A 23,216-nucleotide genomic window follows, 5' to 3' on the forward strand; every position below is an offset into this window, starting at 1 on the left:
GGATCTCCTTCGATCGTGGCAGTGCGGTTCGTGCGGGGAGCGGGTGGGGCCACGGACGGGAACCGAAGCGGGCCGTCACGAAAGTGAGCGCTCACCTGACAGAAACGCTACCGGGTTCCGCGCCGTCGCGAAAGGGGTGGCGGATGCCGGGAGCGAGCGCTAATGTGAGCGCTCACGGAGCACCGGAAGGTCGTTCCGTGTCCGGAGCAGCAGTGCTCCGGGTCCGGAGCAGCGATGCTCCGGCGGGAGCACCGACCCTGTTCCCGAGCCCGGCCCATCCCGATGGAGTGATGCCATGCCGATCCCACCCGCAACACCCGCGTCGCGCCTCTCGCGCCGGGGCTTCCTCGCCGCCGGTGCAGCGGCCGCGACGGTCCTGCCGCTCGCCGCCTGCTCGAGCCCCCTCGCCGCTGGCCTCGCCGGCAGCGCACTCAACCCCGAGACCCTCGTCTTCTGGAACCTGTTCGGCGGCGGCGACGGCGTCCGCATGCAGGCCATGGAGGACGGCTACGCGAAGCAGCACGGCGGCTCGAGCGCGCTGCAGGGCACCACGTTCGCGTGGGGCAACCCGTACTACTCGAAGCTGACACTGGCGACCGTCGGGAACAAGCCGCCGGACGTCGCGGTCGCGCACCTCACCCGCGCGAAGCCGCTCTGGGACGGTGACCTGCTCGACCCGATCACGTCCGACGACCTGGCGAGCGTCGGCCTGAGCGCCGCCGACTTCAACCAGAAGGCCTGGGCGGCGCAGAAGACCGACGGCAACAACATCGCGGTCCCGCTCGACACCCACCCCTTCGTCCTCTTCTACAACGTCGACGTCTGCAAGAAGGCCGGCCTGATCGACGGCGACGGCAACCTCGTCGACCTCAACGGCATGGACAACTTCGAGAAGGCCCTCGCCGCGGTCGCCAAGGTCACCGGCGGCACGGCGCTCAACGTCGCGAACGTGGTGCCGGAGACGGCCACCCCGTGGCGCTTCTTCTGGACGATGTACAACCAGCTGAAGGACGCCACCCCGTTCATCAGCGACGGCGGATCGAAGCTCACCGTCAACGAGGACGCCTACAACGAGGTCACGAGCCGGACCCAGAAGTGGGTGAAGGAGGGCTGGCTGAACAAGGCCCTCGACTACGCCACCGCGCAGTCGCTCATGTTCGACGGCAAGGCCGGCTTCTTCATGCAGGGCGAGTGGGAGATCAGCACCGCGCAGTCGATCAAGGGCCTGAACTTCGGCATGGCGCCGATCCCCCAGCTCTACGACAAGCCGGCGACCCAGGCGGACTCGCACACGTTCGTCCTGCCGAAGAAGGCCCGCACGCCGGAGCAGCGCAAGCAGCACATGCTCTTCATCAAGCAGATGCTCGAGCAGAGCCTGACGTGGGCCGAGGGCGGGCACGTGCCGGCCTACATCCCGACGTTCGACAGCGCCGCGTACAAGAAGCTCACTCCGCAGTCGAACTACGCGGCCGCAGCCGAGACCGCCGTGTTCGACGACGCCGCCTGGTACGGCGGTTCGGGTTCGACGTTCGAGGGCACGGTGGGCGCCCAGCTCGCCCTCGTGCAGCAGGGCAGCTCGTCCCCCGCGCAGGCCCTCAGCGCCATCAAGTCGCAGCTCGCGACGTACCTCAACACCCCGAGCCCCCTGTGACCCGGCACGCAACCACCCGGCGGGACCACCCCGGGCAGACGACCCCCGCGATCGCCGTGAACACCGCGCGAAAGGCACGATGACGTGACCACAGCACCTGTCCTCGACCGGCCGACCGACGCGGCCACCGCGCCGCGTCTCCGCCGGAACCGCTCCTACGGCTCCAGCGTGAACCGCGGCCAGGGCCGCAGCGGCTGGCTGTTCCTCGCCCCGTTCGGCCTGTTCTACGTGGCCTTCCTGCTCGGCCCGACGGTCTGGATGATCGTCACGAGCTTCTTCAACACCTCGACCGTCCGCACCGGGCTCGGCAGCTTCGCCGGGTTCGCGAACTACGCCGAGATGCTCGGGCGCAGCGACTTCTGGTCGTCGCTCTGGCACACGCTGCAGTTCACGCTGTACACGACCCCGCCGCTCGTCATCCTGGCGTTCGTGTTCGCCGTGCTGACGAACCGGATGAACCGGGGGCAGTGGTTCTTCCGTCTGGCGTTCTTCCTGCCGTTCATCCTGCCGTCGGCGACGATCTCGCTGATCTGGGTGTTCATCTTCACGCCGAGCACCGGTCTGTGGGCGAGCCTGCAGTCGGCGATCGGCATGACGCCCGGCTCCGGCATGTTGTCGAGCCCGAACACGGCCATGATCGGTGTCGCGATCGCCACCGTGTGGTGGACCCTCGGCTTCAACTTCGTGCTCTACCTGGCCGGTCTGCAGGAGATCCCGCGCGAACTGTACGAAGCAGCCGCCGTCGACGGCGCGTCGAACTGGCAGCAGATCAAGTCGATCACGCTCCCCCTGCTCGGCCGCACGACGACGCTGGTCGTCCTGCTGCAGATCATCGCGAGCCTGAAGATCTTCGACCAGGTCTACCTGATGACGAACGGCGGGCCGGGCATCTCGACCCAGGTCTCGCTGCAGCTCATCACCGGCGTCGGCTTCACCGACAACCGGCTCGGTGCCGCATCGGCCGCGTCGGTCCTCCTGTTCATCGTGATCGTGGCGATCGCGGTCATCCGGCAGCTCGTCGAGCGCGCTGCCGCCAAGCGAGAGATCGGGGCCTGACATGACCGCCACCGAGAGCATCACCACCGGCCGCAAGCTCCGCACCGGCGTCTCGTCCGCCGCTCCCACGAGCGCCGCGAAGATCGGCGTCAGCGGTCGTGGCTTCACGATCGCGTCGGGGATCGTCCTGACGATCTTCGCGATCATCTGGCTCATCCCGAGCGTCTTCGCCCTGAAGACGTCGCTGTCCGACAACGGCGTCGCCGCCCTCGGCGCGAACGCGATCCTGTCGAACTGGAACCCGACGCTGCACTCGTACTCGTCGCTGTTCCAGGCCGGCGACATCTGGAACTGGTACCTCGCCAGCGCCATCACGAGCGTCGTCACGGCGGCACTCACCGTGCTGTTCGCGTCGATGGCGGCGTTCGCCCTGTCGCGACTGGTGTTCCGCGGCCGCAACATCGCGTTCCTGCTCATCATCCTCGGGATCATGATCCCGACGCAGGTGCTGATCATCCCGATCTTCCAGGAGCTCAACGCGGTCGGCCTGCTCAACACCTACTGGTCGGTGATCTTCCCGCAGGTGCCCGCCGTGATCGCGGTGTTCATCTTCAAGCAGTTCTTCGACGGCATCCCGAAGGAGCTGGAAGAGGCGGCGCGCATCGACGGCGCCGGCATCTGGAAGGTCTACTGGTCGGTCATCCTGCCGCTGTCGCGTCCGGTGATCGCGGCCGTGACGATCCTGACCTTCGTCGGTGTGTGGAACAACCTGCTGCTGCCGCTGTTCGTGCTGTCCAACCCGGACCTCATGACGATCCCGGTCGGGCTCGCCACGGTCCAGGGCAGCTTCGGGCAGCGCTACGCCGACATCCAGGCCGGTGCGATCCTGGCGGCGCTGCCGCTCATCATCCTCTACCTGATCTTCCAGCGGCAGATCGTGGAGGGCGTGACGGGCTCGGGCCTCAAGGGCTGACGCCACCCCACCACGGACGGGAGGCCCGGTGCCCGCTGGCACCGGGCCTCCCGTCCGTCCGTTGGTCGCGTCGCGAGCGCGGCGCGGCTGGCGAGAGCGGGCGTACCTTGCGGAATCGGGCGTACCTGGGCAGAAGTTCTGTGGCAGTACGCCCGAAAGCACCGGGCAACGCGCCCGCCAGGGGAAGGACCGGGCGTAGCGGGCGGAACCGGGCGTGCCTGGTCAGAACGGGGCGTACCGGGCCGAACCGGGTGTACCTAGCGCGACCGGGCGTACCTGGTCAGAACGGGCGTACCCGGGCAGAAGTTCTGTGGCGGTATGCCCGAAAGCACCAGGCAAGGCGCGCGCAAGGGGAAGGACCGGGCGTACCTGATCAGAACGGGCGTACCTGGCGTGACCGGGCATACGTGGGCAGAACGGGCATACTCGGGCGGAAGTTTTGTAGCAGTACGCCCGAAAGCACCAGGTGCCGCGCGCGCCAGGGGAAGGACCGGGCGTACCTGGCGGAACCGGGCATACCTGGCGGGACCGGGCGTACCCGGCGGGACCGGGCATGACTGGCGGAACCGGGCATACCTGGGCAGAACGGGCGTACCTGGGCAGAAGTTCTGTGGCAGTCCGCCCGGAAGCACCAGGTGCCGCGCGGGTCAGGCGGGGACGGAGACCTTCGTCTCGTGCTTCCAGAACCCGGAGAACGTGATGCGCGACTTCGGCAGACCCGCACGGTGCAGGTGGCGGCGGCCCTCCGTTGCGAGCCGCGACTCCCCCACGACGAACGCGTAGCCCTGGTCGTCGGACGGCACGTGCCGCTGCAGTTCGGCGAGGGCGCCACTGCCGGGGATGGTGCCCGGCTGCCGGACGATCCACGTCACCTGCACGCCCATGGGGGCGTCGAGGTCGCGGATGTCGGCGGCGGTCGGGACCTCTTGGATGATGCGGCCGACGGTGTCGCGCGGCAACGAGGCAGCGATGCCGACGACGCCGGGCAGGCCGGTCTCCTCGGCGGCGACGACGACCTCGCTGGTACCGGCGGGGACATCGAAGATGCAGCCCTGGTCGAGCATCGCGAGCTCCTCGCCCGGACGTGCGGCGCAGGCCCAGATCGCGGCGCGGCCCTCGAGCTCGCCGCGGTGGTCCAGGTGTACGACGAAGTCGATGTCGAGCTCGGCGGTGCCGTCGGCGAGGAGGCGGTACGCGGCGACGGTGTAGTTCGCGCAGTGGGGGCGGATGTCCTCGGGGATGCCGAGGAACGTCGGCCACCACTTCTTGCCGTCAAGGTCGGGCATCCGGAAGGCGTCCTGGTCGGGGCGTCGGACGAACAGGCGGAACCAGTGGTCGAAGCCGAGGTAGCCGAACTCGTGCAGGTCGTCCCCGGTGACGGTGACGCGGTGCATCGAGGGGGTCACCCGCTGGGTCCGGAGGACACGGGCGCGGAAGAGCCGGGGGTTCGTCGGCAGGAGCCGCGGGGTCTTCGCCATGAGGCAAGGCTAACCTAAGATGACTTCCGTGCCAGCCCCCAATCCCGTTCTGGCTTCCGGTCCGGAGGCCCCCGAACCCGACGCGTCCCGAGCCCGAGCCGGCGATGCGTCCCGCGCCCTCGGCGTCCACCGGACCGCGATGCGGCGGCGGACCGCGGTGATCATCGGACTCGTCGTCGCCCTGGTGCTCGTCGCCGTGGCGAGCATGCTGCTCGGCAGCAACCGCATCGGTGTCGCCGAGGTGTGGGCAGGGCTCACACGCTCCGGGTCGAGCACCGACGAGGCGATCGTGTGGGGCTCCCGCATCCCGCGCACGCTGATCGGTGCTGCGGTCGGTGCGGCTCTCGGCATCGCCGGACTCCTCATGCAGGGACACACCCGCAACCCGCTCGCCGACCCCGGCCTGTTCGGCGTCTCGTCGGGAGCGGGGCTCGCGGTGGTGCTCGGCGTCTACGTGTTCGGGGTGACGAGCACGAGCGCGACCGTCTGGTTCGCCCTGGTCGGGGCCCTGGTCGCCAGCGTCGTCGTCTTCTCGGTGACCATCGCCGGCAGCGGCACGGCCAGTCCGGTTCCGCTCGCCCTCGCCGGGGCCGCGGTGTCGGCACTGCTCGCCGCCCTGACCTCCTTCGTCGTGCTGACCGACCAGGCCTCGCTCGACGCGTACCGGCTCTGGGTCGTCGGGTCGCTTGCCGCACGCCAGCTCGACATCCTCGGGGCGGTGTGGCCGTTCCTGGCCGCCGGGCTCGTGCTCGCGGTGCTGAACGTCCGCGCCCTCGACGCCCTCGGGCTCGGGTCCGAGCTGGCGAAGGGGCTCGGCGAGAACGTGCTCGTCGCCCGGCTCGTCGGCCTGGGCGGGATCACGCTGCTCGCCGCCGGCGCCACCGCTGCTGCCGGCCCGATCGGCTTCGTCGGCCTGACCGTGCCGCACGTCGCCCGCGCGCTCGTCGGCACCGGACACCGCTGGACCCTGCCGGTCTCCGGTCTCGTCGGCGCCGCCCTCGTGCTGCTCGCCGACGTCATCGGTCGCCTGATCGGCGGGTTCTCCGAGGTCGAGGTCGGCATCGTGCTCGCCGTCATCGGCGGCCCCGTGTTCGTCGCCGTGGCCCGTCGCCGGTCGCTGGTGTCACTGTGAGCGGGGCAGCGGTGCGCAGCACCGGCAGCACGCCCGGCAGCACCGGCAGCACGCCCGAGACCACCACGCCGGGCACGCCCACCCCCGCTGCCCACACCCCCGGCCGCGCCGGCATCCGCATCGGCCCCGTCGGCCTCGCCTGGCGCCCCCGGGTGTTCTGGTACACCGTCGGATCGCTCGCCACCGTCCTGGTGCTCATCGTGATCGGGACGGCGGTCGGCTCGACGTGGATCGCTCCCGGGGTCGTCATCAGATCCCTGCTCGGCCTGGAGTCCGGTCCGGACGCCTTCATCATCACCACCCTGCGCCTGCCCCGTGTGCTCACCGGCGCACTCGTCGGCCTGACGTTCGGGGTCGCCGGGGCGCTCACCCAGACCTTCACGCGAAACCCCCTCGGGACCCCGGACATCATCGGTGTCACCGCGGGCGCGAGCGTCGGTGCGGTCGCGGCCATCGTGCTCGGCGGCGGGACGTACTCGGTCTCGTCCCTGCTGCTCGGTGGCGGGATCCCGGTGGCTGCCACGATCGGCGCCCTGGTCGCTGCGGTCCTGGTGTACGGCCTGGGCTGGCGCGGCGGTGTGCAGAGCTACCGGCTCGTGCTGGTCGGCATCGGCGTGAGCGCGACGCTCGACGCCGTGACGAGCTACCTGCTCGTCCGCGCGAAGATCACCGTCGCCACCGCGGCGTCGCAGTGGCTCGTCGGCAGCCTGTCGAGCACCTCGTGGGAGAGCGTCTGGCCGCTGCTCGTGGTGGCCGTCGTCGCGATGCCGATCGCACTGGCGACGAGTGCGGCGCTCGGCATCGGGCAGCTCGGCGACGAGGTCGCGACGGGCGTCGGTCTCGGCGTCCAGCGGCACCGGCTGCTCGTCATCGCGCTCGCGGTCGTGCTGACCGCCGCCGCCGTGGCCGCCGCGGGGCCGGTCGGCTTCGTCGCGTTCGTCGTGCCGCAGGTCGGGCTCCGGCTCGCCGGCACGAACCGGCCGCCGCTGCTGCTCGCCGGTGCCCTCGGCGCCGTGCTCGTGCTCGCCGCCGACCTGCTGTCCCGTTCCGCGTTCCCGTGGCAGGTGCCGGTCGGCATCATCACCACCGTGATCGGGGCGCCGTACCTGATCTGGCTCCTCGTCCGTCACCGCAAGGAGATGTCCCGATGACAACACCGCACCAGCACGAGCACCACACCCCCGTCCTCGAAGCCACGGCCCTGTCCGTCGGCTACGACCGCCAGCCCGTGCTGCGCGACCTGGACCTGCGCATCGAACGCGGCACCGTCACGACGTTCCTCGGCGCGAACGGCTGCGGCAAGTCGACGCTGCTCAAGGCGTTCGGCCGCGTGCTCAAGCCGCAGGCCGGCGAGGTCCTGCTCGACGGCACCCCGATCCGCCGGGAACCGAACCGCCAGGTCGCCCGCAAGCTCGCGATCCTGCCGCAGTCCCCCGTCGCCCCCGCGGGAACCAGCGTCCTCGACCTGGTGATGCGCGGCCGGAACCCGCACCAGTCGTGGGCGAAGCCGTGGACCGCCGAGGACGCGGCCGTCGCCGAAGAGGCCATCGCCGCCACCGGTCTGACCGAGGTCGCACACCGCGACGTCACGAGCCTGTCCGGCGGGCAGCGCCAGCGCGCCTGGATCGCCATGGTCGTCGCACAGCAGGCCCAGACGCTCCTGCTCGACGAACCGACGACCTACCTGGACCTCGCGCACCAGCTCGAGGTCCTACGGCTCGTCCGGCGGCTGAACCGCGAGCAGGGGTCGACGATCGTGATGGTGCTGCACGACCTGTCGCTCGCGGCGCGGTACTCCGACCGGCTCGTGGTGCTGCACGACGGCGGGGTCGTGGCCGACGGCACACCCCACGACGTCCTCACCCCGGCACTGCTCGAGCAGGCTTTCGGTCTGCACGCCCGGGTGTTCGCCGACCCGGTGACCGGTGCGCCGATGATCGTGCCCGAGGCGGACGAGCACGACCCCGTGCCGAGTGCCCCGACGGAGCACACGGCCCCGAGCGCCCCGACCGAGCACACGGTGCCGACGAAAACCCAAGACGTGCTGGCGAGTGCTGCGAACTTAGGTTAGCCTCTCCTAACGTGAAGACCTCCCGACGTGGCCACCTGCGCGCCGCCCTCCTGACCTCCGTGACCGTCTCGGCACTCCTCCTGACCGGCTGCTCGAGCACCGGCAACTCGAACGACTCCGACTCCGACGGCGGCACCGCCGCGTCGAAGGCGTGGTCGTACGAGGACGCCACGGGCGCCACCGTGAAGGTCGACCACACGCCGAAGCGCGTCGTCGTGCTGAACGACATCGCCCTGTCGTTCATCGAGTACGGCCTGAAGCCCGTCGGCACCTTCGGGCAGCTGACGATGGCGAAGGACGCCCGCTTCGAGGGCCTGGACACCGACGGCATCACGCAGCTCGGCACCGCCTACGGCGACATCGACCTCGAGAAGCTCGCCGCGCTCAAGCCCGACCTCGTCGTCACGTCGGTCTACCCGACCGACGCCAAGGGCACGCTCGACACGAAGCAGCCCGGCTACGGCTTCAAGGACACGGCGCAGGAGAAGCAGATCGAGGCCATCGCGCCGGTCGTCCAGGTGAAGTGGGGCGGCAAGGGCGAGGACGTCATCGAGAAGATCGCGGAACTGTCCGAGTCCCTCGGCGCGAAGGAGTCGACGGTCGACGCCGCCGAGAAGCGCTTCGACACCGCGGCCGACGAGCTCGAGAAGGTCTCCAAGGAGAAGGACCTGTCGGTCGTCTCGATGTACGCCGACGGTGACGGCGCCTACGTCACCCGCCCGACCGACGAGCCGTCGCTGCAGATGTACGCGTCGTACGGGGTCGACTTCGTCAACCCGAAGCCCGAGGGCTTCTACTGGGGCATCTACTCGTGGGAGAACGCCGGCCAGATCACCGGTGACGTGCTGCTGCTGTCGCAGCAGGGCTACCAGGTCGCCGATCTGGAGAAGCAGCCGACCTTCGCCGACAACGCCGCGCTCGAGGCGGGGCAGGTCCACAGCTGGACGTTCCCGGCCCTCGACTACGCGTCGCAGGCCGACTACATGACCAAGCTCGCGGGTTGGCTGGAGGACAGCAAGAAGCTGTCCTAGGACCCACGCCCACGGCGGCCTGGAGGCGCGGTGCCAGCTGGCACCGCGCCTCCAGGCCGTTCGTGGTCCCGTTCCGGGCCGTCAGCCGACCGCGTCCGGACCGCCGCGCTACGATCCGGGCATGACCCCGCTCGCGCCACGTGTGCTGCACATCCTCTGCACGGCGTTCCTCGTCGTGGCGTTCCTGGCCTCGTTCATCGGTGGGTACGCGAACGCGAACGACTCCGGCGAGGGCGGCGCGAACATCGGTGCCGGTGCCCTGATGTTCTTCGGTGCACTCGCTGGCGCGGTCGGCATCGGGCTCGGCGTCACGGCGCTCGCCTCCGGCCTCGTCGCCGCCCGGCGCGGCGCAGCCTGACCACCGGTCGCGCGCCGTTCCGGACACCACGGTCGCGGTGGTGGCGGGATCACCTCGACCGGAGGATCATCGGCCCATGGAGTACTCGACGGCGATGCTCACCGAGGAGACATGGCCCGACTTCGCCGCGCTCGTGACCCGCAGCAACGGCGTGTGGGGCGGGTGCTGGTGCATCGGTTTCCACCCCGACGGTCCACGCGGGACGCCCGACCCGACGGTGTCCCACCAGGAGGCGAAGCACCGGCACGTGCGGAACGGCACGAACCACCAGGTGCTCGTCTACGCCGACGGCACGGCGGTCGGCAGGTGCCAGTTCGGGCGGCCGGTCGAGCTGCCGACGATCCTGAACCCCGGCGCCTACGCCCGGGAAGCCTCGACGCCGCCGGACTGGCGGATCGGCTGCGTGTTCGTCGAGTCCCGACACCGCGGCCAGGGGGTCGCACGCGCCGCGGTCACGACCGCGCTCGAGGAGATCCGGCGGGCGGGTGGCGGGACCGTCGAGGCCTACCCGGAGCAGACGGTCGAGCGGAAGCCGCAGCGCGGGGCCTACCTGCACACCGGACCGGAAGAACTCTTCACGCAGTTCGGGTTCGTACGCGACCGCCGCATCGCCAAGTGGCGGTGGGTGATGCGCACGACGGTCTGACCGCCGTACCCGCTCGACGCCGCACTGCCAGCTCGGCGCGCGTACCGTGGGCACCGTGACACGCACCGCTCCGGTACGACCGCACCGCCTCGCCCTCATCGGCGCCGCCGTGGCCCTGGTGATCGGGGTCGGACTGCTCTTCACCCCCTGGGACGGGCCGGTCATCGTGCTCGCCTGGGCGCTCATCGTCGCCGCTGTCGTCCTCGGCGCCGTGACGCTGTTCCTGGTGCGGGCTCCCCGCAGCTAGACCGGGACCCCGCCGGCGCGACGGGCTGGCGCAACCCGCGCGGGGACGACCGCCTGCCCCGGCCGTCCCGTCAGCTGCGCCGTCGCGCGCCCGCCGATCGAGGCGGGTTCGCGCGCAGGTGCTCGGCCGCTCCCCCGAGGATCCGCGCGAGGTCGTTGACGTCCGCGTCCGACATGGACGCGAACAGCAGGGTGTGCAGCGCCTCGATGTGCCCGGGGAAGACGGCGGCGAGGACGTCACGACCGCCCCGGGTGATCGTCACGACCGTGCTGCGTTCGTCGTCGGGCGAGGGCCCGCGGGTGACCAGCCCACGCTGCTCGAGCAGTTGCGCCTGGTACGTCAACCCGCTGCGGCTGTAGACGACCCCGTCGGCGAGGTCGGTCATGCGCTGCTGCCCGCCCGGTGCGTCACCGAGCCGGGCGAGCAGCTGGAACTGCACGTAGCTCAGGCCGCCCACGTCGCGCAGCTGCCGCTCGACCGCGTGGCGCAGCAGGCTGCTCACCTCGGTGAAGGCGAAGTACGCCCCGAGCTGCGTCGGGGTCAGGGAGTTCGGCGCATCGGTCACGGAACCCATCCTACCCATTGCTTCGAGTTCGAAGCAGTGCTAGCGTCTCCGTCAGTTGCTTCGAACTCGAAGCACAACGAGCAACACCGACGAAGGGCACGATCATGCAGGCAGTACGGTTCCACGAGGTCGGCGGTCCCGAGGTGCTCCGCACCGAGGACGTCGAGCAGCCCACCCCGGGCGCCGGGCAGGTGCGACTCCGCGTCGCCGCCTCGGCGTTCAACGCGGCGGACAACGGGATGCGGGGCGGGTTCCTGCCGATCCCGGTCCAGCTGCCGCACGTCCCCGGCTACGACGTGTCCGGCACCGTCGACGCGCTCGGCGACGGCGTCGAGGGGATCGCGGTCGGGGACGCCGTCATCGCGTTCCTGCCGATGGAACTCGACGGCGGGGCGGCCGAGTACGTCGTCGCACCGGCCGATGCGGTGGTCGCCGCACCGACGAGCATCCCGCTGCCCGACGCGGCGTCCCTGCCGTCGGTGGCACTCACCGCCTGGCAGGCACTGTTCGACGACGGGCGGCTCGAGGCGGGTCAGCGGGTCCTGATCACGGGCGCCGGCGGTGTCGTCGGGAAGTACGCGATCCAGCTCGCCGTGCGCGCCGGGGTCCACGTCATCGCGACGGCGAGTCCGCGCAGCATCGAGGCCGTCCGGGCAGCCGGCGCCCACGAGGTGATCGACCACAGCACGACCGACGTCCGCGCCGCCGTGACGGAGCCGGTCGACGTGCTGCTCAACCTCGCCCCGATCGACCCGCAGGACTTCGCGGCACTCGTCGACGTCGTGCGCGACGGCGGCGCGGTCGTGAGCACCACGGCGTTCATGGCCACGCCGGGCGACGAGTCCCGCGGGGTCCGGGCGGCGACGGTGTTCGTCCTGCGCAACCGCGAACGCCTGGCGGAGCTGGTGTCCCTGGTCGACGCCGGGGCGCTCACGGTCGAGGTCACCCGGCGCATCCCACTGGCGGAACTGCCGTCGCTGCACGCCGAGGCGGCCGCGGGACGGATCAGCGGCAAGGTCGTGGTCCTGGCCGGGTGACGGCGGCGCGACCCCGCCGCACCCGCACCACCCGCAGCAGCGCCGGATACGCTCGGCGCATGACGGACCAGGGGTGGCACGAGGACGTGCTCGGAGCACCGTACGAACGGCTCGAACTGCCGCTCGGCACCGACTCCGAGGGACCCGTCGTCGCCACCCTGGTCCGCCGCCGGCACACCCCGACGGACCTGCTGCTGCACGGTCGCGGGCCCCTGCACGGGGTCGACGTGCTCTACGTGCACGGCTGGTCGGACTACTTCTTCCAGGTCGAGCTCGCCGAACGCCTCGAGCGGCTCGGTGCCCGGTTCCACGCGCTGGACCTGCGGAAGTACGGTCGGAGCCTGCGCCCGTACCAGACCCCGGGCATGGTCGACGACCTGGCGGTGTACGACGAGGACATCGCGGCCGCGCTCGACGCGATCTCGGCCGAGCACCCCGGCTCGGACCGCCGCCGGCTCGTCCCGATGGGCCACTCCACGGGTGGCCTGACCCTGTCGCTCTGGGCCGCCCGGCACCCGGAGCTCGTGCACGGCCTCGTGCTGAACAGCCCGTGGCTCGAGTTCCAGGCCACCGCGGTCGGCCGGGCCATCGTCGCACCGGTCATCAAGCTCGGTGCCCGGCGGAACCCCCTCGCTCCGATGCCCGCCGTCGACCCCGGCTTCTACACCCGCACCGTCTCGGCCGAGGGCGAGGGGTCGTGGACCTACGAGCAGAAGTGGCGGCCGGAGCGCGGCTTCCCCCTGCACCCCGGGTGGCTCGCCGCGGTCTTCGACGGCCAGGCACAGGTCGAGAAGGGCCTGGGCATCGGGGTCCCGACCCTGGTGATGCTGAGCGACAAGAGCATGCTCCAGCCGCGGTGGGACCCCGGGATGGCGCGCGCCGACGTCGCCCTGAACGTCGACACGGTGGCGCACCGCTCGCTCTCCCTGGGCGAGGAGGTCACGGTCCGCCGACTCGAAGGTGCCCTGCACGACGTGGTGCTGTCCGCGCCGGAGGTGCGGGAACGGGCGTACGACGCCATCGGGCGCTGGGCGACCACCCTCCGCTAGTCCCGCGACGACAGTCCCGCGACGATGATCCCGCGACGCGTGCGACTCAGTCGGCCAGCCCGGCGACCGCGGCACGGGTCGCCGCGGCGACGAGCGCGTCCGACGACTCCGCACCGGGATCGGCCCGGCTCGTCATCACGACGAGCACGATGGGCGCCCGCCCGGGCGGCGTCACGACCGCGATGTCGTTCCGCACCCCGTAGGACGCCGTGCCGGTCTTGTCGGCGACCTGCCACGATGGGTCCACACCCGCACGGATCGTCGCGTCGCCGGTCGTGTTGCCGAGCATCGCCTCGCGGAGCACCCGCCGGTCGGCGGCGTCGAGGGCGTCCCCGAGCAGCACGGTCCGGAGGTCCGCCGCGAACCGCTCCGGTGTCGTCGTGTCCCGTCGGTCGCCCGGGGTCGCCTCGTTCAGGTCGGGTTCGACCCGGTCGACACGCGTCGTCCGGTCCCCGATGCCGCGCAGCCACCGCTCGACGGCGTCCGGCCCGCCGAGCCGCTCCACCAGCAGGTTCGCCGCGGTGTTGTCGCTGGAGCGGAGCGCGGCGTCGATGAGCTCGCGCACCGTCATCCCGGTGTCGACGTGCTCGCTCGTCACGGGCGCGTACTCGAGCAGATCGCCGCGGTCGTAGTGCACGACGGTCGCCAGGTCGGTGTCGGACGAGGCGTCGAGGACCGCAGCCGCGATGAACACCTTGTTCGTCGACGCGAACGCGAACCGCTCCCCCGCACGGTGCGCGATCGTCCGATCGTCCCCGGTGTCGACGGCGACGACCCCGAGCCGTGCGTCGTACCGCCGCTCCAGCGCCGCGAAGGCCCGGGCAGTGGTCGGGTCGGTCGACGGCGCCACGGACTCGGAAGCCGACCCAGAACAAGAAGCCGTTGCAGAAGCCGTCGCCGACGACGTCGGCCCGGTCGACGCCCCACCCGGGTCGCCGGAGCACCCCACCAACCCGACCAGCACCAGGGCCGTCAGGGCCGCGGTCGTCGTCCTCGTCCCACCTCGCACACCCCGAGCCTGCCCGATCACCGTGCAACTACCCTGAGCGGCATGCCAGCTCCCGCCGTCCACCTCACCCGCCTGGACCCCACCGGCGCCGACCGCCAGGAGTTGCTCGCGTTCCTGACGTCGGAGGAGTTCCCGTTCCACGTCCGACGCCGCATCAGCGCGGCCGACGCGGCGAGCGCCGTCGACTCCGGTGCCTACCGCGACGACGAGCACGACACCTCCTGGCTCGACCACGACGACCACGGGCGGATCGGTCTGGTCCGCCTCGAGGACCTGGCCGACCCCGTCCCCCTGTTCGACCTGCGCCTGGCCGGTCGGTTCCGGGGTCGGGGCCTCGGGGTCCCCGCCCTGCGTGCGGTGACCGACCACGTGTTCCGGACGATGCCGGCGATCACGCGCTTCGAGGGGCAGACCCGCGAGGACAACACCGCCATGCGCCGGGTCTTCGTCCGTGCCGGTTGGGTGCAGGAGGCCCACTACCGCGAGGCGTGGCCCGTCGACGGCGGCTCGGCCGTCGGGTCGGTCGGCTACGGCGTGCTGCGCCGCGACTGGGAGACGGGCGAGACCACCCCGGTGCCGTGGGACGACGTCGCGCGGTGAGCGGCTGACGGCAGCCGCCAGAAGGCGGACGGGAGGCCCGTGGCGGCGCCGCCACGGGCCTCCCGTCCGTCGGTCGGTCGCGTCTCAGGACCGCGACAGGCGCGCCACGGTGGCGTGCGCGCCGTCCGCGATGAGCCCGTCCAGGGCGTCGCGGTACGCCGCGACGAACCGCTCGTCGTCGACCAGGTCGCCGAAGACCTGGCGGTTCGTGATGAAGGCGAGGCGGTCCTCGCGCTGGGTCAGGGCGATGCGGCGCAGGGGTTCGGCGAGCCGGTCGACGATCTCGATGGGTTCACCGGACTCGTCGGTGCCCTCGTCGTAGCGGGCCCACGACGCGACGATGCCGGCGGACAGCGTGACCGGGCGACCGGCCGCCAGGTTCTCGCGTACGACGGGGAGCAGCCACTTCGGGATCCGGTCGCTCGACTCGGCGCAGAGCCGGGCGAGGGTGTCGCGCACCTCGGGGTTCCGGAAGCGCTCGATGAGGGTCGACTTGTAGTCCTCCAGGTCGATGCCGGGCACCGGGTGCAGCGTCGGCGTGCCCTCGTCGTCCATGTAGCGGCGCAGGAAGGTCGCGATCGCCGGGTCCTGCGTGGCCTCGTGCGCGTAGCGGTACCCGGACAGGTACCCGAAGTAGCAGAGCCCCTGGTGGCTGGCGTTGAGGAGCCGGAGCTTCATGAGTTCGTACGGCTCGACGTCGTCGACGAGCTGGACGTCGGCGTCCTCGTATGGCGGGCGGCCAGCGGGGTGGTCGTCCTCGAGCACCCACTGGAAGAACGGTTCGGCGACGACGGGCCAGGCGTCGTCGATGCCGAGCTCGTCGCGGACCCAGGCGCGGTCCTCGTCGGCGGTGACCGGGGTGATGCGGTCGACCATCGAGTTCGGGAACGCCACGTGCTCGTCCATCCAGTCCGCGAAGGCCGGGTCCTGCAGCCGGGCGTAGGCGGTGAACATCGACCGGGCGACGTTCCCGTTGCCCTGGATGTTGTCGCAGGACATCACGGTGAACGGGGCGAGGCCGCGGTCCCGTCGGCGGCGCAGTGCCTCGACCACCAGGCCGAACACCGTGCGGGGTGGGCCGTCGCCGCGCAGGTCGGCCGCGACGCCGGGCTCGTCGGCGACGAACTCGCCGGTGACGTGGTCGAAGTTGTAGCCGCCCTCGGTGATGGTCAGGCTGACGATCCTGGTGTCCGGATGCGCCATCTTCTCGACGACGGCGTCGGGGTCGTCGACGGCGAGCAGGTACTCGACGATGCTGCCGACGACACGGGACTCGCGGGTACCGTCCGGGTGCTTGAGGACGAGCGTGTACAGCCCGCCCTGTTCGGCCATCGCGGTCGCCATCCGACGGTCCTGCTCGAGCACGCCGACGCCGCAGATGCCGTACTCGCGGGCGTCGCCCTGCTGCAGGAGCCGGTCGATCACCATCGCCTGGTGCGCGCGGTGGAACCCGCCGACGCCGAAGTGGACGATGCCGGCGGTGATGCCGTCGCGGTCGTAGGTGGGCACGGCGACACCGCTCGCGGCGATCTCGTCGAGGGTCTCCGGGGACAGGCGGACGGGCATCGGGTACTCCTTCGTACGGCGGCGGATCCGCGAGCGGTGACGCGGCGGTTCGTCCGTCCAGTCTGGCACCCGCCACCTCCGGCAGAACAGTGGTGCAGCACAGGCGTTCTGCTCCGGGGGACGAACCTGGGGATGCACTCAACCTCGTTGCACCGAGTGCATCGATGCACCTAGTGTTCCATCTCGTGACCATCGCGACCGACCGCCGTGCTGCCCTCAAGGCGAAGCACCGTGCGGCGATCCTGCAGGCCGCTCGCGACCTGATCGACGAGCGCGGCGGCCGCGACTTCAGCGTGGACGACCTCGCCGCCCGGGCGGACATCGCCCGCCGCACCGTGTTCAACCACTTCGCCTCGCTCGACGAGGTCCTGCTCGCCGTGTGCGAACAGGAGCTGTCCGTCATCATCGACCGGTTCCTCGCCGACATGGCCCGGACCCCGGTCGGCGACGGCAGCCGGGCGTCGATGTTCGACGAGCTCGAGTCCGCGGCCCGCGGCGCCGACCTGGCTCCGGCGATCGCCAGCATGTACCGGATCCTCGGCGACCCCGGCAAGGACGACCCGAAGGCCGCGGTCCTGACCCAGACGGCGTTCTCGCGTGTGACCGAACGGCTCCGGCACGAGGTCGCCCGGCGCTACCCGGCCGCAGACCCCCTCGACGCCGCGCTGCTCGTCGAGTCGCTCATGAGCGGCATCGTCGTCATCGCGGAGCACTGGCTGGCGACGTCCGGCCCCGAGCTCGACCAGCCGGCGCTCGACGCGTGGGACGACCTGCTCGCCCGACTCGTGCACAGCGTCCGCAGCGGCTACATGGCCGACGACTGACACCGCCCTACCTCCTCATCCCCCAGGGGTCCACCGGCGCACCCCGCACCACCAGCACCTGACAACGAAAGGACCGCAGGCAACCGCATGGCCGGTCTCCTCTACCGTCTCGGACGGTTCTCCGCACGACGCCATTGGCTCGTGATCATCACCTGGGTCGCGATCATGGCCGTCGCGGGCGTCACGTACACGCTCTTCGCCGGCACCATCTCGTCGTCGATCACGATCCCGAACACCAAGACCAGTCAGGTGCAGGACCAGCTCGCCGACAAGTTCCCGTCGGCGAACGGCGGCAACGGCACGATCGTCTTCGAGACGAAGGACGGCAAGGCGATCTCGTCGTCGCAGCAGTCCGAGATCGACGACTTCCTGACCAGCCTCGAGAAGCTCGACGGCGTCAAGGGCACGACGAGCGGCTTCGCCACCCAGAAGCAGCTCGACGAGGGCCAGAAGAAGATCACCGACGGCAGGGCCACTCTCGCAGCCAACGAGAAGAAGCTCAGCGACCAGCAGAAGACGATCGATGCGGGCAAGCAGCAGATCGAACAGGCCCAGCAGCAGATCAATGCACAGAAGGCACAGGCTCAGGCGCTGACCGGTGCCGCAGCGGCAGCAGCGCAGCAGCAGATCGCGGCGGGCCAGGCGAAGCTCGACGCACAGCAGACGACGTTGGAGTCTGGCCAGCAGCAGCTCAATGCGGCGGCCAAGAAACTGGCAGACGGCAAGACGGAACTCGACCAGAACGCCGACCTGCTCGACCTGTCGAAGGACATCCGCTTCGTGTCGGACAACGGCAGCGCAGCGATCGGCACCGTGCAGTTCACGAAGTCGACCTACGAGGTCCCCGCGGACACGAAGACCGCCATCGCGGACGACGCCGAGTCGGCCGACATCCAGGGCGTCAACGTCTATGTCTCGAACGACATCGCACAGGGCGTGCCGTCGATCCTCGGCCCGGGTGAGATCGGCGGTGTCATCATCGCCGCGATCGTGCTGCTCCTGATGCTCCGCACGGTCATCGGCGCCGCGGTCCCGCTCGTCAGCGCTGTCCTCGGCGTCGGAGTCGCTTCGCTCACCGCCCTGTCGTTCTCGAGCGTCGTCGAGTTCATCTCGGTCACGCCGGTGCTGGGGGTGATGCTGGGCCTGGCGGTCGGCATCGACTACTCGCTGTTCATCCTGAACCGGCACCGGACCCAGCTGAAGCAGGGCATGCAGGTGCACGAGTCGATCGGGCTCGCGAACGGCACCTCGGGCAACGCCGTGGTGTTCGCCGGTGCGACGGTCATCGTCGCGCTGCTCGCTCTGAACATCACCGGCATCCCGTTCCTCGGCCTGATGGGCACGGTCGGTGCGGTCGCGGTGCTCTTCGCGATCCTCATCGCGACCTCGTTCACCCCGGCCCTGCTGTCGCTCATCGGCATGCGGATCCTGCGGAAGAAGGAGCGCGCGAAGATCGGCAACACCGACTCCACGCGGATCCCGAACAAGCCGATGTCGAGCTGGCGCGCGGTCATCACGCTCGTCCTCGGCGTCGCGGTGCTCGGCACCATCGCCCTGCCCGCGACCCAGATGCGCCTCGGCCTGCCGAGCGGTTCGTCCGAGGCCGTCGAGTCGAGCCAGTACAAGGCCTACAAGACGCTCGAGAAGGAGTTCGGCGCCGGTCAGAACGGCCCGCTGCTCGTCGTGGCGACCCTGCCGGAGTCGATCAGCAAGAGCGACGTCACCGCGACCGAGGTCACCATCGGCCAGGCGATCGCGAAGAACGACGACGTGAAGGCCGTGCTGCCCATCGGCGCCTCGAAGGACCGCGACATCATCGCGTTCCAGGTGAAGCCCGCCGGGGGCCCGGACAGCGTCTCCACCGAGAACGTCGTCAAGGACCTGCGCGAGCAGACCGTCTCCACCGACGACGGCAAGGTCACCCTCGGCGTCGCCGGCAACGCGTCGGCGAACATCGACGTGTCCGAGAAGCTCTCGAACGTGCTGCCGCTCTACCTCGTGGTGGTCGTCGGGCTGTCGCTGATCATCCTGATCATCGTGTTCCGGTCGTTCCTCGTGCCGATCACCGCCACCGCCGGGTTCATCCTGTCCGTGCTGGCGTCGTTCGGTGGGCTGACCGCGATCTACCAGTTCGGCTGGCTCGGCTCGGTCTTCGGTGTGCACGACCCGGCACCGATCCTGAGCTTCCTGCCCATCATCGAGATCGGCATCCTGTTCGGTCTGGCGATGGACTACCAGCTGTTCCTGGTGTCCGGCATGCGTGAGGCCTACGCCCACGGTGCGAGCGCGAAGGTGGCCGTCCAGCGCGGTCTGCACGCGGGTCGCGCCGTGGTCACGGCGGCGGCGATCATCATGATCTCCGTGTTCGCGGGCTTCATCTTCTCGGACTCGTCCACCATCAAGCCGATCGGCTTCGGGCTGGCGTTCGGTGTGCTGATCGACGCCTTCGTCGTCCGCATGCTGCTCATCCCGTCGGCGATGCACCTGCTCGGCAAGAGCGCCTGGTGGTTCCCGAAGTGGCTCGACCGCATCGTGCCGGACGTCGACGTCGAGGGCGCGAAGCTCGAGCGCACCCACCCGGTCGCCGGCCACGAGGACACGCACACCGGCACCCACGCGCTCCCCGTGGAGCCCGACGCGAACGCGCACGACTCGGGCCACCCGCCCGCGCACCGCGCGTAGTCGACGCACCAGCGCCACCACCCTGGAGGCCCGGTGCCGGTCCACGAGACCGGCACCGGGCCTCCAGGCCGTCGCGCCCACCGCCCCGGGTCGCGACCACGCCGCTTCGTGCACGAACGAAGTACCCTGAACGCATGACCCAGACCGCCCCGGACCCGCTCGCGCTCGACCGGCAACTCTGCTTCGCACTCGCGGCGACGAGCCGCAGCGTGATCGGCCTGTACCGCGACCTGCTCGAACCGATGGGCCTGACCCACCCGCAGTACCTCGTCATGCTCGCCCTGTGGGAGCGGGACCCGCGGTCGGTGCGCGAGATCGCCGGCGAACTGCGGCTCGACTCCGCGACGCTCAGCCCGCTCCTCAAGCGGCTCGAGGCCTCCGGCTACGTCCGCCGTACCCGCAGCGCCGCCGACGAACGCCAGCTCGAGGTCTCCCTGACCACCGCCGGGCACGCCCTGCGCGACCGGGCCCAGGCGGTCCCGCTCGCCGTCGCCGACCGGCTCGGGTGGCCACTCGCCCGGCTCGAGTCCCTGAAGGACGAGCTGACCGAGCTGCTGGAGCGCGTCGACCAGGTGTGATCCGCGGCCATCGGTGCCATAATGGTTCGTGCACGAACGAAAGGATGCACCGTGGGACGCTTCGGCCAGTGGTACGAACGGTGGAACACGACGCTCATCAACAAGATGGGCCCCTCGCAGATCGGCGCCGGTCGCCCCGAGGGCATCGACGACCGGACGATCGACCGGGGGTGCCCCCTGTGCGGCAAGCCCCTCTCGCAGCACCAGGTGATCCGGCCCGAGGGCCAGGTCCGCTCGTCGACGCTGGTGTGCCCGCGCGACTGACCGCGCTGCCTGAAGAAGTGCTCCGAGGCGGAATTGCATCGGACAACTCGTCGTTCGCCCTGAGGTGAAGCTCTTCGAACCCGCCTCCATCGGCGCCCTGTCCCTGTCGAACCGCGTCGTCATGGCCCCGCTCACGCGCACCCGCGCCGGCGAGCACGGCGTCCCGAACGACCTGCTCGTCGAGCACTACCGGCAGCGCGCCGGCCTCGGCATGATCATCACCGAGGGCACCTGGCCCGTGCAGGAGGGCCGCTCCTACCCCGGGCAGCCCGGCATCGAGACCGACGACCAGATCGCCGGCTGGCGCCGCGTGACCGACGCCGTGCACGCCGCCGGCGGCACGATCGTCATGCAGCTCATGCACGGCGGCCGCGTCTCGCACACCGACATCTCGCAGACCCCGCGCATCGTCGCCCCGTCCGCCATCGCCGCCCCCGGGCAGACGCACCTGGCCGACGGCTCGAAGGCCGACATGCCCGTCCCGCACGAGCTGACCACCGCCGAGGTACAGGAGGCCGTGCAGGGCTTCGTGCAGGCCGCCCGCAACGCGATCGCCGCCGGACTCGACGGGGTCGAGGTCCACGGCGCCAACGGCTACCTGGTGCACGAGTTCATGTCGCCGGTGTCGAACACCCGCACCGACCAGTACGGCGGCTCCCCCGAGAACCGCGCACGCTTCGCGATCGAGGTCACCACCGCCATCGCCGAGGCCGTCGGCGCCGACCGCACCGGCATCCGCCTGTCGCCCGAGCACGGGATCCAGGGCGTCATCGAGGACGACGCCGCCGACGTCCGCGCCACCTACACCGCCGTCGCCGAGGGCCTCGCGCCGCTGGGGCTCGCCTTCGTCGACGTCCTGCACGCCGAGCCGACCGGCGACCTGGTGCAGCACGTCCGCCGCACCGCGGGTGCGCCGTTCATCGTGAACTCGGGCTTCTCGTCGCTCACCACCCGCGACGAGGCCATCGCGATCGTCGAGGGCGACCACGCCGACGCCGTCGCCGTGGGCCGCGCCGCGATCGCCAACCCGGACCTCGCGCACCGCTGGGAGCACGACGCCGAGCTCAACGAGCCCCGTCCGGAGCTCTTCTACGGCGCGACCGCCGAGGGCTACACCGACTACCCGTCGCTGGCCGAGGCGCGCGCGACCGTCGCGTAGTCGACGCACCACCTGACGGACGGGCGCGCCCCGCTCCACGATGACGCGCCAGCGGCATGCGGGGCGCGCCGACAGAACGGACGGGAGGCCCGCGGCGACACCGCCGTGGGCCTCCCGTCCTTCCCCGGGGCACGCGCACGCGTGCGCCGACGGTCAGTGGTCGAGGACCGACATCGACCCGACCACCGCGACCGCCAACGGCCCGCTGTAGGACGCGCAGACGACGCCCATCCACGCGGCCCCCGCCCACGTCGCTCGCAGACGGCTCTTCCGCCGGTCGCGGAGCACCAGGCGACGCCCCGCGGCGGCGATCGCGTCGGCGTGCCCGTCCTCGAGCAGCGAGCGGTCGTCCTGGTACCGGGAGGCGGCGCGCACGATGCGCGGCACGACCTCGTCCAGGGCTGCCTCGACCTGCATCCACGGGGCCGGACGCGACCAGTCCGCGGTCCCCGGCGCCGAGAAGACCAGACGGTCATCGACCATCTCGACGTTCCAGCCGGCCGCGTGGTCGACGAGCGCTGCCATCACGTCAGGGGTGAGGACGTACAGCGCGTCCTGGCCGTAGTCCTCCGGCGCCCAGACGCGGAAGTGCCGGTCGAAGTCGCCCTCCAGCGACATCCGTTGCCGGTGACGGAGCACCACGGGCAGGTCGCTGCGTCGACCGTCGTTCGCCGTCGCGTCGAGGAGCAGGTGCGGCAGCGTGCCCGGTAGCCGGACGGTCAGGTACGTCCAGTCCCGCGAGACCATCCAGCGCCGCTGGACACAGCCGAACTCGACGTCCGGGACACCGTCGATGCGCACGGGGGCGCTTCCGAACCGCGGGTGGGCGCGGATGCCCGAGTACCGCGGCGTGACCATCGAATCGAGCGGCTTCGGTCGGACGGGCAGCTCGGGGTACCCACTGACTGCCCCCGTCAGCACCGCCCGCGCTTCGTCGGGACGCAGGGGCCGAGGTCGCTCGCCCCGGACCAGGAACACGACGAGGCCGATCACGCCGGCGACGAGCACAACGGACCAGGCTGCCCAGCGGACGACGTCGCCGGCCGCGGCACCGTTGTGGACGAGCCCGGTCCCCCAGACCACGAGCGCGGACGCGAGCCAGGCGAGCGGCACCTCGATCGCCAGGAGCAGCACGCTCCACCATCGTCCGTACCGACGCGCGCGTCGCCTCCGCGGTCGGCGCGCCGTCTTCGCTGCCACAACGTCGTCGGGCGCGGTCAACCAGCGCAGATCCATCGAGTCCCCCTCCGGATCAGGATCGTAGTCGGCGGGGCGCGGAGGTCGGACTGAGCGCTTCATC

The 23,216-nt window shown here is 71.0% G+C and carries 23 protein-coding genes; 18 read left to right on the top strand and 5 right to left on the bottom strand.

What is annotated here, in order from left to right:
• Positions 1-295 precede the first annotated feature (295 nt).
• The 3 genes from ORG17_RS13640 (at position 296) to ORG17_RS13650 (ending at position 3,620) form a co-directional block, all read left to right on the top strand.
• Positions 296-1,651: an extracellular solute-binding protein gene (locus tag ORG17_RS13640; RefSeq protein WP_027466147.1), complete on the top strand. Its 1,356-nt coding sequence runs from the start codon at positions 296-298 to the stop codon at positions 1,649-1,651.
• 84 nt (positions 1,652-1,735) lie between these two features.
• Positions 1,736-2,707: a carbohydrate ABC transporter permease gene (locus ORG17_RS13645; protein WP_027466146.1), complete on the top strand. Its 972-nt coding sequence runs from the start codon at positions 1,736-1,738 to the stop codon at positions 2,705-2,707.
• Position 2,708: 1 nt separating this feature from the next.
• Entirely contained in the window at positions 2,709-3,620 is a 912-nt protein-coding gene (locus ORG17_RS13650; protein WP_027466145.1) for a carbohydrate ABC transporter permease, read from the top strand.
• A 647-nt stretch (positions 3,621-4,267) separates the two neighbouring features.
• Here the strand turns inward: ORG17_RS13650 and ORG17_RS13655 are convergent.
• The gene (locus ORG17_RS13655) at positions 4,268-5,098 is read right to left on the bottom strand and encodes a siderophore-interacting protein (RefSeq protein ID WP_214526796.1); all 831 of its coding nucleotides are present in this window, start codon (positions 5,096-5,098) and stop codon (positions 4,268-4,270) included.
• Positions 5,099-5,126: 28 nt separating this feature from the next.
• Between ORG17_RS13655 and ORG17_RS13660 the strand changes: the two genes are divergently transcribed.
• The 7 genes from ORG17_RS13660 (at position 5,127) to ORG17_RS13690 (ending at position 10,583) form a co-directional block, all read left to right on the top strand.
• On the top strand, positions 5,127-6,230 hold the full coding sequence (locus ORG17_RS13660; RefSeq protein WP_231495694.1) for a FecCD family ABC transporter permease: 1,104 nt from the start codon (positions 5,127-5,129) through the stop codon (positions 6,228-6,230).
• Between the two features lie 11 nt (positions 6,231-6,241).
• Positions 6,242-7,381 carry a FecCD family ABC transporter permease gene (locus ORG17_RS13665; protein ID WP_214526795.1) on the top strand — a complete coding sequence of 380 codons (1,140 nt, stop codon included), beginning with the start codon at positions 6,242-6,244 and terminating at the stop codon, positions 7,379-7,381.
• Positions 7,378-8,301: an ABC transporter ATP-binding protein gene (locus ORG17_RS13670; RefSeq protein ID WP_214526794.1), complete on the top strand. Its 924-nt coding sequence runs from the start codon at positions 7,378-7,380 to the stop codon at positions 8,299-8,301. The genes ORG17_RS13665 and ORG17_RS13670 overlap by 4 nt, the downstream gene beginning before the upstream one ends.
• 11 nt (positions 8,302-8,312) lie before the next feature.
• Positions 8,313-9,332: an ABC transporter substrate-binding protein gene (locus ORG17_RS13675; protein WP_027466141.1), complete on the top strand. Its 1,020-nt coding sequence runs from the start codon at positions 8,313-8,315 to the stop codon at positions 9,330-9,332.
• Between the two features lie 121 nt (positions 9,333-9,453).
• Complete coding sequence (locus ORG17_RS13680) at positions 9,454-9,690, top strand: hypothetical protein (protein WP_214526793.1); 237 nt, start codon at positions 9,454-9,456, stop codon at positions 9,688-9,690.
• A 76-nt stretch (positions 9,691-9,766) separates the two neighbouring features.
• Entirely contained in the window at positions 9,767-10,336 is a 570-nt protein-coding gene (locus ORG17_RS13685; RefSeq protein ID WP_214526792.1) for a GNAT family N-acetyltransferase, read from the top strand.
• Positions 10,337-10,391: 55 nt separating this feature from the next.
• Positions 10,392-10,583 carry a hypothetical protein gene (locus ORG17_RS13690; protein WP_110862603.1) on the top strand — a complete coding sequence of 64 codons (192 nt, stop codon included), beginning with the start codon at positions 10,392-10,394 and terminating at the stop codon, positions 10,581-10,583.
• A gap of 70 nt (positions 10,584-10,653) precedes the next feature.
• On the opposite strand, the gene ORG17_RS13695 is transcribed toward ORG17_RS13690, so the two are convergent.
• Positions 10,654-11,148 (bottom strand): MarR family winged helix-turn-helix transcriptional regulator, encoded by a 495-nt coding sequence (locus ORG17_RS13695; RefSeq protein ID WP_301565313.1) that lies wholly within the window; start codon positions 11,146-11,148, stop codon positions 10,654-10,656.
• Positions 11,149-11,252: 104 nt separating this feature from the next.
• On the opposite strand from ORG17_RS13695, the gene ORG17_RS13700 reads away from it, so the two are divergent.
• Together ORG17_RS13700 and ORG17_RS13705 are read left to right on the top strand one after the other, a co-directional pair.
• A complete protein-coding gene (locus ORG17_RS13700; RefSeq protein ID WP_214526790.1) occupies positions 11,253-12,185 on the top strand; it encodes an NADP-dependent oxidoreductase in 933 nt (310 codons plus the stop codon).
• Positions 12,186-12,244: 59 nt separating this feature from the next.
• A complete protein-coding gene (locus tag ORG17_RS13705) occupies positions 12,245-13,234 on the top strand; it encodes an alpha/beta hydrolase (protein WP_111057625.1) in 990 nt (329 codons plus the stop codon).
• A gap of 46 nt (positions 13,235-13,280) precedes the next feature.
• Here the strand turns inward: ORG17_RS13705 and bla are convergent, their stop codons facing one another.
• Positions 13,281-14,183: a class A beta-lactamase gene (gene bla, locus ORG17_RS13710; RefSeq protein ID WP_372443736.1), complete on the bottom strand. Its 903-nt coding sequence runs from the start codon at positions 14,181-14,183 to the stop codon at positions 13,281-13,283.
• A 102-nt stretch (positions 14,184-14,285) separates the two neighbouring features.
• On the opposite strand from bla, the gene ORG17_RS13715 reads away from it, so the two are divergent.
• Positions 14,286-14,843 carry a GNAT family N-acetyltransferase gene (locus tag ORG17_RS13715; protein WP_214526788.1) on the top strand — a complete coding sequence of 186 codons (558 nt, stop codon included), beginning with the start codon at positions 14,286-14,288 and terminating at the stop codon, positions 14,841-14,843.
• A gap of 84 nt (positions 14,844-14,927) precedes the next feature.
• Here ORG17_RS13715 and ORG17_RS13720 read toward each other — a convergent pair whose 3' ends face one another.
• Entirely contained in the window at positions 14,928-16,409 is a 1,482-nt protein-coding gene (locus ORG17_RS13720; RefSeq protein WP_214526787.1) for a mannitol dehydrogenase family protein, read from the bottom strand.
• Positions 16,410-16,594: 185 nt separating this feature from the next.
• Between ORG17_RS13720 and ORG17_RS13725 the strand changes: the two genes are divergently transcribed.
• The 5 genes from ORG17_RS13725 to ORG17_RS13745 all read left to right on the top strand — a co-directional run bounded on the left by ORG17_RS13725 (position 16,595) and on the right by ORG17_RS13745 (position 21,916).
• Positions 16,595-17,233, top strand: coding sequence for a TetR/AcrR family transcriptional regulator (locus tag ORG17_RS13725; RefSeq protein WP_027466131.1), 639 nt, complete (start codon positions 16,595-16,597; stop codon positions 17,231-17,233).
• 87 nt (positions 17,234-17,320) lie between these two features.
• Positions 17,321-19,915: an MMPL family transporter gene (locus ORG17_RS13730; RefSeq protein WP_214526786.1), complete on the top strand. Its 2,595-nt coding sequence runs from the start codon at positions 17,321-17,323 to the stop codon at positions 19,913-19,915.
• Positions 19,916-20,049: 134 nt separating this feature from the next.
• A complete protein-coding gene (locus ORG17_RS13735; protein ID WP_017888357.1) occupies positions 20,050-20,493 on the top strand; it encodes a MarR family winged helix-turn-helix transcriptional regulator in 444 nt (147 codons plus the stop codon).
• A 51-nt stretch (positions 20,494-20,544) separates the two neighbouring features.
• Positions 20,545-20,757: a hypothetical protein gene (locus ORG17_RS13740; RefSeq protein WP_027466129.1), complete on the top strand. Its 213-nt coding sequence runs from the start codon at positions 20,545-20,547 to the stop codon at positions 20,755-20,757.
• Between the two features lie 64 nt (positions 20,758-20,821).
• Positions 20,822-21,916 (top strand): alkene reductase, encoded by a 1,095-nt coding sequence (locus ORG17_RS13745; RefSeq protein WP_214526785.1) that lies wholly within the window; start codon positions 20,822-20,824, stop codon positions 21,914-21,916.
• Between the two features lie 153 nt (positions 21,917-22,069).
• Here the strand turns inward: ORG17_RS13745 and ORG17_RS13750 are convergent, their stop codons facing one another.
• Positions 22,070-23,050 (bottom strand): DUF3137 domain-containing protein, encoded by a 981-nt coding sequence (locus tag ORG17_RS13750; RefSeq protein WP_214524376.1) that lies wholly within the window; start codon positions 23,048-23,050, stop codon positions 22,070-22,072.
• Positions 23,051-23,216: the final 166 nt, after the last annotated feature.

It is taken from the genome of Curtobacterium flaccumfaciens pv. betae, from assembly GCF_026241855.1.
GTDB lineage: Bacteria > Actinomycetota > Actinomycetes > Actinomycetales > Microbacteriaceae > Curtobacterium > Curtobacterium flaccumfaciens.

Coding starts and splice junctions, on each gene's coding strand:
- ORG17_RS13640 (WP_027466147.1), top strand. CDS start 296: ATGCCGATCCCACCCGCAACACCCGCGTCGCGCCTCTCGCGCCGGGGC.
- ORG17_RS13650 (WP_027466145.1), top strand. CDS start 2,709: ATGACCGCCACCGAGAGCATCACCACCGGCCGCAAGCTCCGCACCGGC.
- ORG17_RS13655 (WP_214526796.1), bottom strand. CDS start 5,098: ATGGCGAAGACCCCGCGGCTCCTGCCGACGAACCCCCGGCTCTTCCGC.
- ORG17_RS13670 (WP_214526794.1), top strand. CDS start 7,378: ATGACAACACCGCACCAGCACGAGCACCACACCCCCGTCCTCGAAGCC.
- ORG17_RS13680 (WP_214526793.1), top strand. CDS start 9,454: ATGACCCCGCTCGCGCCACGTGTGCTGCACATCCTCTGCACGGCGTTC.
- ORG17_RS13685 (WP_214526792.1), top strand. CDS start 9,767: ATGGAGTACTCGACGGCGATGCTCACCGAGGAGACATGGCCCGACTTC.
- ORG17_RS13700 (WP_214526790.1), top strand. CDS start 11,253: ATGCAGGCAGTACGGTTCCACGAGGTCGGCGGTCCCGAGGTGCTCCGC.
- ORG17_RS13705 (WP_111057625.1), top strand. CDS start 12,245: ATGACGGACCAGGGGTGGCACGAGGACGTGCTCGGAGCACCGTACGAA.
- ORG17_RS13715 (WP_214526788.1), top strand. CDS start 14,286: ATGCCAGCTCCCGCCGTCCACCTCACCCGCCTGGACCCCACCGGCGCC.
- ORG17_RS13720 (WP_214526787.1), bottom strand. CDS start 16,409: ATGCCCGTCCGCCTGTCCCCGGAGACCCTCGACGAGATCGCCGCGAGC.
- ORG17_RS13730 (WP_214526786.1), top strand. CDS start 17,321: ATGGCCGGTCTCCTCTACCGTCTCGGACGGTTCTCCGCACGACGCCAT.
- ORG17_RS13735 (WP_017888357.1), top strand. CDS start 20,050: ATGACCCAGACCGCCCCGGACCCGCTCGCGCTCGACCGGCAACTCTGC.